Annotated in this window: 17 protein-coding genes; 6 read left to right on the top strand and 11 right to left on the bottom strand. The window is 63.1% G+C overall.

The window, feature by feature from the left end:
• Positions 1-18 precede the first annotated feature (18 nt).
• The 4 genes from FV234_RS23730 to FV234_RS23745 are packed head-to-tail and all read right to left on the bottom strand — an operon-like array spanning position 19 to position 1175.
• Positions 19-225 carry a hypothetical protein gene (locus tag FV234_RS23730; RefSeq protein ID WP_147832038.1) on the bottom strand — a complete coding sequence of 69 codons (207 nt, stop codon included), beginning with the start codon at positions 223-225 and terminating at the stop codon, positions 19-21.
• Complete coding sequence (locus FV234_RS23735) at positions 225-425, bottom strand: hypothetical protein (RefSeq protein WP_147832040.1); 201 nt, start codon at positions 423-425, stop codon at positions 225-227. The genes FV234_RS23730 and FV234_RS23735 overlap by 1 nt, the downstream gene beginning before the upstream one ends.
• An 11-nt stretch (positions 426-436) precedes the next feature.
• Positions 437-841 carry a hypothetical protein gene (locus FV234_RS23740; protein WP_147832042.1) on the bottom strand — a complete coding sequence of 135 codons (405 nt, stop codon included), beginning with the start codon at positions 839-841 and terminating at the stop codon, positions 437-439.
• A gap of 10 nt (positions 842-851) precedes the next feature.
• Complete coding sequence (locus FV234_RS23745; RefSeq protein ID WP_147832044.1) at positions 852-1175, bottom strand: hypothetical protein; 324 nt, start codon at positions 1173-1175, stop codon at positions 852-854.
• A 120-nt stretch (positions 1176-1295) separates the two neighbouring features.
• On the opposite strand from FV234_RS23745, the gene FV234_RS23750 reads away from it, so the two are divergent.
• The gene (locus tag FV234_RS23750) at positions 1296-1556 is read left to right on the top strand and encodes a helix-turn-helix domain-containing protein (RefSeq protein WP_147832046.1); all 261 of its coding nucleotides are present in this window, start codon (positions 1296-1298) and stop codon (positions 1554-1556) included.
• Positions 1553-1957, top strand: coding sequence for a type II toxin-antitoxin system PemK/MazF family toxin (locus FV234_RS23755; protein ID WP_187273792.1), 405 nt, complete (start codon positions 1553-1555; stop codon positions 1955-1957). The genes FV234_RS23750 and FV234_RS23755 overlap by 4 nt, the downstream gene beginning before the upstream one ends.
• Positions 1958-2566: 609 nt before the next feature.
• On the opposite strand, the gene FV234_RS23760 is transcribed toward FV234_RS23755, so the two are convergent.
• The 4 genes from FV234_RS23760 to FV234_RS26370 form a co-directional block, all read right to left on the bottom strand.
• Entirely contained in the window at positions 2567-2854 is a 288-nt protein-coding gene (locus FV234_RS23760; protein ID WP_147832066.1) for an integration host factor subunit beta, read from the bottom strand.
• A 105-nt stretch (positions 2855-2959) separates the two neighbouring features.
• Entirely contained in the window at positions 2960-4795 is a 1836-nt protein-coding gene (locus tag FV234_RS23765; RefSeq protein WP_187273793.1) for an ISL3 family transposase, read from the bottom strand.
• A gap of 100 nt (positions 4796-4895) precedes the next feature.
• Positions 4896-5225 carry a hypothetical protein gene (locus tag FV234_RS23770; protein ID WP_147832052.1) on the bottom strand — a complete coding sequence of 110 codons (330 nt, stop codon included), beginning with the start codon at positions 5223-5225 and terminating at the stop codon, positions 4896-4898.
• A gap of 610 nt (positions 5226-5835) precedes the next feature.
• The gene (locus FV234_RS26370) at positions 5836-6084 is read right to left on the bottom strand and encodes a hypothetical protein (protein WP_187273794.1); all 249 of its coding nucleotides are present in this window, start codon (positions 6082-6084) and stop codon (positions 5836-5838) included.
• Positions 6085-6390: 306 nt separating this feature from the next.
• On the opposite strand from FV234_RS26370, the gene FV234_RS23780 reads away from it, so the two are divergent.
• On the top strand, positions 6391-6603 hold the full coding sequence (locus FV234_RS23780) for a hypothetical protein (RefSeq protein ID WP_147832054.1): 213 nt from the start codon (positions 6391-6393) through the stop codon (positions 6601-6603).
• Positions 6604-7279: 676 nt separating this feature from the next.
• On the opposite strand, the gene FV234_RS23785 is transcribed toward FV234_RS23780, so the two are convergent.
• Positions 7280-7519 carry a hypothetical protein gene (locus FV234_RS23785; protein ID WP_147832056.1) on the bottom strand — a complete coding sequence of 80 codons (240 nt, stop codon included), beginning with the start codon at positions 7517-7519 and terminating at the stop codon, positions 7280-7282.
• A 303-nt stretch (positions 7520-7822) separates the two neighbouring features.
• On the opposite strand from FV234_RS23785, the gene FV234_RS23790 reads away from it, so the two are divergent.
• Positions 7823-8557 (top strand): Crp/Fnr family transcriptional regulator, encoded by a 735-nt coding sequence (locus FV234_RS23790; RefSeq protein ID WP_147832058.1) that lies wholly within the window; start codon positions 7823-7825, stop codon positions 8555-8557.
• Between the two features lie 71 nt (positions 8558-8628).
• Here the strand turns inward: FV234_RS23790 and FV234_RS23795 are convergent, their stop codons facing one another.
• On the bottom strand, positions 8629-8811 hold the full coding sequence (locus FV234_RS23795) for a hypothetical protein (protein WP_147830630.1): 183 nt from the start codon (positions 8809-8811) through the stop codon (positions 8629-8631).
• 155 nt (positions 8812-8966) lie between these two features.
• Entirely contained in the window at positions 8967-9404 is a 438-nt protein-coding gene (locus FV234_RS23800) for a MucR family transcriptional regulator (protein WP_147832060.1), read from the bottom strand.
• Positions 9405-10002: 598 nt separating this feature from the next.
• Between FV234_RS23800 and FV234_RS23805 the strand changes: the two genes are divergently transcribed.
• Positions 10003-10386, top strand: coding sequence for a VOC family protein (locus tag FV234_RS23805; RefSeq protein WP_147832062.1), 384 nt, complete (start codon positions 10003-10005; stop codon positions 10384-10386).
• A 90-nt stretch (positions 10387-10476) separates the two neighbouring features.
• A complete protein-coding gene (locus tag FV234_RS23810) occupies positions 10477-11007 on the top strand; it encodes a hypothetical protein (protein WP_147832064.1) in 531 nt (176 codons plus the stop codon).
• Positions 11008-11128: the final 121 nt, after the last annotated feature.

The following is an 11128-nucleotide window of genomic DNA, read 5'->3' on the forward strand; positions in this document are numbered from 1 at the left end:
GCTCGATGGGGGCCATGGCTACGCCTCGCCCTCGGGCGGGAACGTCGCATCCCATTCCGCGCGGGTGATCCCGGTCTTGATGAACTCGCGGTCCCAGGGCGGCAGGTGTCGGAAGACCCGCTGAATGGGCTCGCCGCCCATCCAGGCCGCAAGCTGTTCGCAGGTGACGGGCAGGTCGAGCGTGTTGGTCTCGCCCGAGATCATGGATTGGCGCGTGATCCGCATCAGCGGGCCTCGCTCAGTTCGGCAGCCACGAGGCGCCAGCGGTGGGCCAGACCGAGCGCCCAGGCATGAGCCTCGCGCTGGTCGGCCTCGCCGGCCGCGATGCGGAGCCGGTAGGAGGCCGCGAGGCGCAGGCAGATCGCGTGATCCTGCCGGGCGTGCAGCAGGCGGACGGCGGGGGAGCGGATGAGGTTGGGGGCCATCGGTCCGGCCCTCAGTGCGTCGAGGGCGCGGCGTCGGCCGGCAGCAGCCGGGCCATCGCTTCGGCAACCGCCGTCATCGCGTCAGAGAGATCCCAGACCTCGATGGCGTAGCGGCCGACGATGCCTGCAACGCCGTCGCGGCCGTAGGCCCTGAGGTCGGCAACGTAGGCCGTGAACACCCGCAGGCCGGCAAGGGTGCCAATCGAAGTCGCGACGAGCGTGGATGTAGCCGCCTCGTAGACCTCGGCCGCCTCGCGCATCTCCTCGCGGGCGATCCAGCGGCCCTTCCGCTTCTTGGCCTGATAGTAGACCTCGGCCTCGTAGACGTGGAGCGCTTCGCGGTGCGCCTCGATGGCCGCGAACACGGGGTCGGCCGACATGGCGGGCGCGACAGTGGCGTGGGGGATGGCGAGCATGGCGGCCCCCTCAGTGCGCGCGGACGAGGCGGGAAGACTTGGCGGCGGCCCAGGCGCCCTTGAGGGCGTATGACATGCACACGCCCCAGGCGTCGCCGGTCACTTCCATGCGGGCCTGAGCGGCGCGGGTGGCAGCGCGCATGATGGCGGAGCGGTCGAACGTGCCGTCACGGCGGGTGAGCGGGGTAACGGTGCGGGAGAAGTGCTTGGCGCTCTCGGTGCAGACGTTCACGGCGGCCTTCGCGCGAGTGAAGGCGCGGCGGGCGTCGGCGGTCAGGCGGGCGTCAGGGGCGCGGGCGATGTGCGTGTGGGGGATGAGGTTGGCGTAACGCATCGGGGCAACTTCCTGAGAACAACCTTGCATCTGAGACACAAGATAGAACCTGGGAATGCACCTTGTCAACAAGCTTGTGCCTCAGATATAACCTTGAGGCTGAAAAACTTTGGAGCGCCCTTGTCCGCCCATCTCTCCCCCCGGCTTTGCCGTGCCGGCCGATCCTTCCTCGGCTGGGAACAGGCAGACCTAGCCGAGGCATCCGGCGTGTCGAAATCGACAGTCGGAGCCTTTGAGCGGCGCGAGGAAACCGCGCGTCTAACCACCATGAACAACCGCGCTTTGGTCGAAGCCTTCGAGCGCGCCGGCCTCGAATTCATCGCCGAGAACGGGGGAGGGGCCGGCATCCGGTTCCGGGAGCGGAAGGCACCTGGCGCGTGACGGTCGTTGCACACCCGCAGCCGGGCACCATCGTCCGCGTCGATCTATCCGAGGGGTTCAGGCCGCCTGAGATGGGCAAGCGGCGTCCAGCCGTTATCCTTTCGCCACCGATCCGCGGACGGTCGTTCATGTGCACGGTCGTTCCCCTGAGCACATCGGAGCCGAGGAAGATGCTCGCGCACCACATGGAGATCACCTTGGACCCGCCCCTGCCGGCGCCCTACGACACGCCGACCATGTGGTTGAAAGGCGATATCGTCCTCACCGTCGCCTTCCACCGGTTGCGGCTTCTGTTCGACAGATGGGACGGGGGACAGCGCGTCTACGATGTGCGGGTGCTGGATGCTGTCACATTCGAGCGCGTCAAAGAATGTGTCCGGGTAGGGCTTGGTCTCACTTGACCCCCGATGGGGTCCAGATCCATATACCTCCTGTCGCCGGTAGCCCCGGCAATTAAGTCCCGCTCGTCGGGCCGCTGCGGACGGTGATCGCAAACCACCGTAGTGTCAGAGAGCCCCGTCCTTGTGGCGGGGCTTTCGCTTTTCTGGGTCAGATCGGCCGCCGCTAGGTTCTTTCTCAAGTTGAGAAAGAACCTCTGCCTCCCTTGGGGTTCAGCCGCCTTCCATCCGATCCGTCAGCGCCCGCGCAGCGATCTGCGCAACCGCGACGCCATCCTCGGGGGATAGGCGGTTCGTGTTTCTCCGCCGCTCGGGTTCGGCGCAGGTGTAGACGTAGAATGCCCTGACGCCGGCAGCATCAACGACGGACACCGACTCCTCGGCGACCTCAATGCGCAGCGGCAGGACTAGTCCAAAGGTACTCACGGCACCCGCAGAACGTGCCAGTAGATCGCGGCGCCCGTCAGAGCGAACGCAATCCCGAACGTCGTCGTAACCGGCTCGGGGTAGCCACTGAAGGCCGCATGAAGCAGGCCGCCTCCGATCGCCACCAAAAGAACCGAGACAGGCCAAAGGGCCGCTCGGCCAATCCTCGCCCACATCGCTAGCCCTCTACCGTGCTTCAGGGTTCACCCGCTCCCGCATCTCCTTGCCGGGCTTGAAGACAAGCGCGCCCTTGGCTGGGACCGAGACCTTTGCTCCGGTCTTTGGATTGCGCCCAGGTCGCGCCTGCCGCTCTTTTACCGAGAACGATCCGAACCCGCGGATCTCAACCCGATCGCCTGCGACCAGCGCGTCCGAGATCCGACCCAGGATGGCATCGACCACCGCCTGGCAGTCCTTCTCGTAGAGATGCAGGTTCTGGGCAGCGAGGCGTAGGACGAGGTCGGACCGGATCATCGGCGAGTGAATGAGGCAGGGAACGCCGGGCGACAACTGCGAAGCGCTCATACGACGGTGACAGGCGCGTCCGGCCCCGGGGTCAGAAGGATGACCGCCAGGCGGTTAGATATCGAAAAGCTGCCCGAGCATGTCCGCCCGCTGTTGGCGCGGCGCGATGATGACGCTCTCGTAGTCAGGATCTCGCGGGCTATCGAGCATGATCCCTCGTCCCCGGCCGTGGCCCCGCCCGCGGCGCAGATAGTGGCGCATAGCGTGGGAGTTCGGGTGGATGCCCTTTGGCTGGATCTCCATGTCCTGCCTGGGGTCGGGCGGGCGCAGGCGCCAATCCGAGAATGCGTTGCGTATGCCGTTGCGTCGGATTGGCGTTGCGTACTCGGCTGCCATCTCAGAGGTGATGACCTCGAACTGCGGACCAGTCTCCCAAGCACGTTCGATGTCATCCCACTCGGCATCACGGGCGCCCTGGTATTGCCCGTCCGGGAGAACCACTGGGCGCTCCCGGTTTTCTGGTGGATGGCCCTCAAACATACCGGCCCTGAGGCTTCGAGCGAGGCTGTCCGCGCTGAACCCTTTCCAGACGCGGAACTCGGTTTCGGCGACGACCTCCCCTTCGGTCAGCCCCATGAGATTGAAGTCTGCGATCTCCTTCATCTTGTGGAAATGGCCGTACTTAAGGATGGCTTTATCCCGCAACGTCTCAAACGTTAGACCGTTGGCGTATCGATTTATCTCCTTCAGGCAGCGGTTCATGCGCTCCGAAAACGCATTGGTGTACGGGTGCTTCCAATAATTTAGGATTTCCGTTTGCCAGTCGTTCCAAGTGGTGCCACGTATTTTTAGGAAATGAGTATCTACGGACTGAAAAGCTTTGTCGTTGAGCTTATCAGCCCAATCTCTAAGTGCGTACTTAGCTTCCTTCTGGGAATTATATGCGTAGATGGTTTGAAATTCTTCTTTCAGGCGGTGTGCGCGCCTGATTTGCGGACTGTGGTCCTTAATTTCTTCGAGGAGGCGAAGGCGCTTCTGGCTGAGAGAGGATTGATTGGTGACGAGGACTTTCATGTCCTGGTTCAATGCCGCTTGAAGGTCCCGCGGCAGGCGGTGCGTGAATGCACTGCGCACCTTATCGACCGCCTTGGTGATGTGCTGGATGACGTGGAACCGATCCACCACAACATCCGCTTGGGGAAAGATGTCGTGAGCGATTGAGCGGAATTTTGCGCTCATGTCCTGCACCCACACCTGCACGCTCCCATGATAGCTGTGCTTGGCGAAACAAGCCTCAATATCCGGGCGCGTATCGTTCGTGATGTCGATGATCCTCCGTCCCTTAAGGTCAGAGCATACAAACCGCACCTCGCCGAGCAACTTCGTTTCATCGACCGCTATAACTCTGGGGAGGTCAGCCTGATAATTATCCATCATCGCCGCGCGATATTCGTGGAATATCGTTTCCACCAGGTCGGGCTTAATGGAGTTTAGGCTTGCGACTTCAGCGAACGGACGCTTGAGCGACCCCACAGCAAGGTCTCTGTGGAACCGTTTCGTGATACGATGTCCTTCGTGAATGTCGGGAAGATACTCTAAGAACGTCATGTTGCAGCGGCGGCACCGATACCGAACTCGGTTGATCCTCAGAACCGTAGGCGCATTTTCGATGCGCCGATCCTTCACGGTTAGCGGCCGGCGTCCGTGGCGGACGATGTCGGCAAGATCATCCGGGCATAGATGCCCGTTAAGGTTCGGGATTGGGTCCACGCTCTCGCAATGGATGAGAAACTGCAGCGGCTTTGGGAGCATCGGGCCACCGAAATGCTTTTCCTGCTTCTCCCGGACACCCCTCGCGCGTCGCGTCTCGACGTTTTTTTCGAATGGACCATCGATCCATTCTTCATGGGTGGCGACGAGGCGACCCAGTTCCTGCCAGCCCCGAGGCATTGCCCACCGCCCTAGCGCCCCCCTGTTGGGCGACCAGGCCGACATTGAAGGATGCTGCTTGCCGCCCCGTTACGGCGTCTCGCGTCCCCTCATCCACCACTTATCCGGGAGCGGCCAGTGGTAGCGACACCTGCCCTGAGATGGGGTCCGTCAGGGCGTTTTTGGGTGTCACCGCCGGGTGGTCGGCCGCCTTGCCAAGCCTTCGTTCGATCACACCCGGTTGCTTATGGCGCTTGAGGTGGTGGTTCAGCGCCTCAACGATCATGGCCTCGATGCTCGTGCTCTGCTTGGCAGCGAGAGCCCGTAGAGCCTCCCAACCCGCCCGGTCGATCTGGGCGTGGATCTGCTTCACGTCTTTCGGGCCAGGGTCGTCGGTGCCTGCCTTTTTCCCGCTTGGCTTCTTCGGGTTTGGCTTCTTCGGGCTTGGCACTGTGGAGGCTCCAGGATGCGACCCGCTCTCCATAAGCCCTAAGCGTTGACTTAACCGTGCCGCCCGGCCGACATGCCATGTCTGGCCTATGCTCGCCTTTTGGCGAGTCGTGAGCCGGCAGAGACAAGGGATCAAGGCCGCGAGAAAGACCTAAGCTCAAAACGCCAACGGCCCCACTCCCTGGCAGGAATGAGGCCGTCGAAATCGATGAGGTCCGGGGACCCCTGAACTGTTCCCCAGACATCATAGCTCCCGCCGGGAGTCAATCGGGATCGTTTCCCGAGACGATGGCGCTTTGCCTTTTGCTGGGGACAGCTATCGCTGTGCCCCCTGCTTTGACGCGGCCCAAGCAGGGCTGTGAGTGATGTTTCATGCGACTATGGCGGCCGCGATCGACGGCGCGCGGACGCTTGCGCAGATGGACGAGTTATCGCGCCAGGTGTGGCAGGGGCATGGGTCCGGCGCCTTGGGCGACACGGAGGCCCAGGCGCTCGCCGAACGCCTCCACGGGCGCCGCAGCGCGATCCGAGAGGGCATCCGGCCCGTTGGCATCCCCGCCGGCCGTGCGAGCCTGTTCCCACCTCGGCGGGCAACCGTCTCGGCTGATCGATCAGCCTCGCGAGACCGCCGCCGTCTCCTGGCCTGCTCTGGCCCGATGCCGCCAGCCCTCGCCAGCAGGTTCACGACAGGCCAGCTCGCGGTACTGCGCATCGTTGCCGACGAGGTGACCACGAAAGGTGTTTGCGGGCTCTGCATCGACGCGATCGCAGCGCGCGCTGGCGTTTGCCGACGGCTGGCCCAGGCCGCGATCCGTCTCGCCGAGGGCGACGGCCTGCTGACGATCCAGGAGCGCCGGCATCAGGGACGGAAGAACGAACCGAACCTGCTGCGCATCATCAGCCGAGAGTGGCAGGCATGGATGCGACGCGGACGCCGCCTCTCGGCCCAGGGGGGTGGGTGCAAACCGATGCACCCCACGGATAAGGGGGTGTTAAGTTCGGGGAAAACAGAACCAGCGGCACCGTCGAAGAAGCTGCCGGAACGGCAGGGTCGCTCTCACACCAGCGGCTTCCGAACAGCGACGCGGGCGGCGAGACCGGTGCGAGCCATGCGGTAGCCGCAGGTGGGTGTTCGGCATGCCGGACGCGGTGACGATGAGGTCGAGATGAGCGACGAGACGGCAGCGGTGATCCTGGCGCTCGCGACCGAGAACGCGGATCTGCGCGCGGCGCTCGCCGAGGCGCAGGACCTGCTTATCGAGACCGCCGTCGATGCCGGCGAGATGCATGCCCGGCTTGAGGAGGTGCAGCGGGAGTTGACCGTGGCGCGCGCAGACCGCGACGCCTGGATGATCCGTGCGAGGCGGCAAGCATCATGACTGACCCCTACGCCTACCCGCCGCGGGGCCTCGACTCAGTCAGTTGCAGGCAAGGCATCGTCAGCGGCGTCTTTCGGCGCCGAACTTGGGTCAACGGACCCACAGACCAGCCTAACGCCAGCGAAGTCGCCCCGCTGCCACGCACGCTGCATCGGGAAAGGCAACTCCAGACCAGAGATAGTGAGGTCAAAGCGTTCGGGCAGAACATGGCGCCGGGCAACGGCGAGCTTTGCGCCTGTTGGTGACAGATCTCGAACCACGCAGTGGATGCTCTCACCGTCGGGCAATGCGATGTGAGCTAGCCGCATAGTCGTGCGCCGGTCGCCACCTGCCCGTTTCTCAGGGGGATTTACCTGAGGAGTGACGCTTATCGCAGGCATCAATAGGGTGCTGTCCAAAAATCAGGACACTCACTTAAGTGAGTGCGTCTTAAATTGCTCCTAAAGCAACCCCGTAGAATTCATGGATCACGCAGAGTTTTCTGCTGGTGCGGGGGACGCCTTCCTTCGCCGGCATGTTGGCGTGACGGTCCAAGCAAGCGGTCTGCTGCAGCGCCAACCACATCCGCGTCATGATCCGGCGGGGCCAACTGGCAGCGCGCAAGATCTGCAGGAGATTTCTCCGCATCTCGCCCGCAGACGTGATTGCCTACGAGAATGCCGACACGGGTAAGGGCTTACCGAAGCAGCCAAGTGCCGACAAAGGCGAGAGCGGCGGAGTAGACCGCGTGGCCTTCCTCGTCCGTCACCAGAACGGTGATGATCTGGCGCTCGCCATCCTTCGGGATTTCGTCAGCGGCTATCGCCGGCAGTAGGCGCTTGGCCTCAAGCGCAGCGGCTTGCAGGTCGGCGCATTCGGTGCCCACGTCGTCGCGCCGGTTGAAGCCGTCATGGATGTCGAAAAAGTAACGAGGCATAGAATCTCCACGCATCGAGGGCGGGAGCGCACGTGTCTCTCAAGCGCGGACAGCCAGGGCAAATGCCACGATGACAATGTTCTAGACAAAAATTTATGTGGCCGCCATCACATAGGTCAGTACGCCGCGCTTATGAGCGTTGAATTCGGCCGACTGTCGCTAATTTAGCGTGCCGCCTGATACCAGCTTATTAGTGATTTCAACATATGTGTGTTTAGGCTGGCCCCATCGGCAGCACCCTTCCCGGCGTTGCCGGCTGGGAGAGTTTTGCGCTTCCGCCCCTGATCAAGTGGCGAGGCCGTCATGGTATCCGTATCCAGCCAAGCCGCACTCGGCCTGCTCGTCCGCCGGTTGGAACGCATCGGACAGCTCTCGGACGCCGAGCGGCAAGCCGTCGAGAACCTACCCGCGAAGGTGCAGACGCTTCGACCTCGGCAGGACATCGTGCGTGAGGGCGACAAGCCCGAGCATTCTTGTCTGATCGTGGAGGGCTGGGCCTTCCGCTACAAGCTCCTCGGCGGAGGCCGGCGGCAGATCCTGTCGTTCCACGTGCCGGGCGACGTGCCGGATCTACACAGCCTGCATATCGACACGATGGATCACGGCCTTGCGGCCCTGACGCAGGCCACGATCGCCTTCATCCCGCACGAGTGCCTGTTCGAGGTCACGAAGCGTTTCCCCGGTCTCGCAGGCATCCTGTGGCGTGAGACCCTGATCGATGCCGCCATCTTCCGGCAGTGGATCACCGGCATGGGGCAGCGCGACGCGTTCGGGCGCATGGCGCATCTGCTCTGCGAACTCTACTGCAAGCTCGAAGCCATAGGGCTTGCACCCGAGCAGCGTTGCAACCTGCCGATCACCCAGATTGAACTTGGCGATGCGCTCGGTCTCTCCAGCGTGCACACCAACCGCGTGCTGCAAGAGTTGCGGGCTCAGGGGCTTGTTACGTTTCGTTCGAAGGCGTTCAGCATCACGTCCTGGGACGGACTCGTGCGGGCCGCCGAGTTCAACCCGGCCTACCTGCAACTCGCCAAGTAGGTGGGCAATGCTCGTGTGAAATCGCGATCTGCATCCAGGTTGCCGAACGATGGCCGATCAACCCATCGGCTCTACCGTTGCCGGCGGCCCCGCTCCTCGTCCGCCACCGCCTCCACCGCCGCGATCGCGTTCTCCAGCTCCGCGATCCGCTTCAGGGTGCTATCGGCCGGCATCGTATCGTACTGTGCGGCTTCCATAATGAGGTCGCGCTGACGGGCCTTGAGGCGGTCTAGCAGGGCTTCGAGCTTGTCCATGGCGCGCTGTAACGAGGCATGGTCCCCTCGACAACATCGGCACGGCGATCTTCGGGCCAAGATCGCGACGCTGCGAAATGGACGGGTTGCTTAACCTCGCGTGCTGATTGAGGCACCCGACCCGCCGCAGGATCGCGGCGGGCTTCTGGAGATCCTTAGGCGGCCGCGCGACCAGGCCGGCCGAGGCCAATGTTCTTCGCGAGGGCGGAGCGGGCCTCGGAATAATTCGGAGACACCATCGGGTAATCCGCCGGGAGGCCGAACTTGGCCCGGTAGGCGTGCGGGTCGAGACCATGTTTGCTGAGGTGACGCTTCAAGGTCTTGTAGCGCTTGCCGTCAACGAAGCTGGTGAGCGCATCCGGCGTGATCGACTTGCGGATTTGCGCTGCGGTCGGCTGCTCGACATTCTCAGCGACAGCGTCCCCACCCGCAGCCACGGAGCCGTTGTAGAGGCCCGACAGGGCTGCATGCACGCTTCCGATCAGCTTCGAAAGCTCAGAGACCGGAATGGAGTTGTTCGCAACGTAGGCCGCAACGATTTCGCTGGCCAGCGCTAGCGTATCGAAGTTCTGCTCTTGGTTTTCTTTGATCACTTAGGTTGTCCTGTGAGTACGCTACCGGCGTGAAATCTACCAACCTCAGTTCCAAATCAAGATGCCACTCACAGAGGGTCGCGCGATCCTGCCTTGAGGTGCGCGCATGCTTGAAGGATGAGAACGTGAGCCAAGGCGTCTTATTAGGGCGTCCCCCAGCTTCTTGCGCACTGTTCCGCGACAGCGATGGCGCTTGGCGGGGCACATGTTCGGCGGGAAGCTGCTGCGCTTCTCGGCTGCGGCCCTGGCCGTCTACGAGACCGACAAGACGGTCAAAGCTCGCAAGAGATGACGACCAGGGCGGCCAACCCCCGTTCCGGCATTGCCTTCGATCGGATCAATGTCGGAGAAACGACCGTTTTCCCACCATTCTGACAGGCGATCCGATTTTCCGCCCCTAGCCAAGTCAAACCTGTCGGGAAAACCTGTCGGCAAATCTACAGTCGGGGAATGGGTATTTCGGTTCCCGACAGTCGGAGCCGGCGATAGGTCTTCGAGTTCAGCCCTCCAGAGCGCCCTCACGAGCGGGGACGGACAGCCTGTACGTTCGGGGTCGGACGCGGTAGCCGAAGCCGCTCACAGGAACGGAGAAGGCTCAGTGTTCAGCCACATTACGATCGGCAGCAACGACATGGCCCGGACGAAGGCGTTCTACGACGCCCTGTTCGCCGCGACGGGTGGGCCTTCCAGCATCACGGATGCGAATGGCCGGCTGATTTACGACCACCGAGGTGGTCGCCTCCTCATCACAAAGCCTGTTGACGGGAAGGCTGCGTCCGGAGCGAACGGTGGCACCATCGGCTTCACCATGGAAAGCGCAGAGGAGGCCAAGGCTTGGCATGAGGCCGGCGTCGCGAACGGCGGCACCTCGGTCGAAGATCCGCCGGGTGAGCGCACGGGTTCCGCTGGAAAGATGTACCTCGCATATTTGCGCGACCCGGACGGCAACAAACTCTGCGCCCTTCATCGCATAGAGAGCTGAAGCACTAACTCTTCTTCGCCGCGTTGCACGAGCGTTGCGAAGAGGACCCGAACGCACCTCGACACTCGCGCTCAGGCTAGCCATTTTACCATGATGCAGCCTGCGCAGGTTCCGACCACCGCCGACATGCCGCTATGGGTTGTCGCCCTGTGCCTTGTGCTGGGCCTCGGCACGCTCGGGTGGATGGCTCGTGCCTGGTTCCGCGAGTGGCGAGCCTACCGCGCTGGCACGCTGCTCCCCCACCATAAGCTCCGCCCGATCCCGCCGACGATACAGGCACAGCGCAGCCCGTGGCGCTTCCTGATCTACGCCGCCCAAGCCGCCGCAGTCGGAGGCGGCATGTACATCAGCTTTTTCAGCGATACGGCTTCCAAAGGCTCCCCACCCCCGGCAGCGATAGCTGTTGCCTTCATAGGCTACGTTTGCCTCGTCGCGTTCGCGACCGCCGTCCTCACCGTCCTAACGGACTGGACGACGCGCACGGTCGGCAAGGTTGCCGGAGGTGCCGCCGGACGCACCCGAGCCGAGCATGCGGAGCAGGAAGCGTTGAGCGTCCGGCCGACCACCCGCAGACAGCAGCCCGAGCAGATCGTCGGTCGGCACGGTGCGGTCGAGTGTTGATTTCCGCTGAGAGTTGACCCGGCGTTTTCGTTGAGAAGTGACCCAGGTTCAGGGGTTGATGTTTATCATTGGGTGGGTCTGGTCAACTCACGGTGCGGCTCCTTTTCGGCTTTCCGGCTGC

This window comes from Methylobacterium sp. WL8, from assembly GCF_008040045.1.
In the GTDB taxonomy this organism is placed as follows: domain Bacteria; phylum Pseudomonadota; class Alphaproteobacteria; order Rhizobiales; family Beijerinckiaceae; genus Methylobacterium; species Methylobacterium cerastii.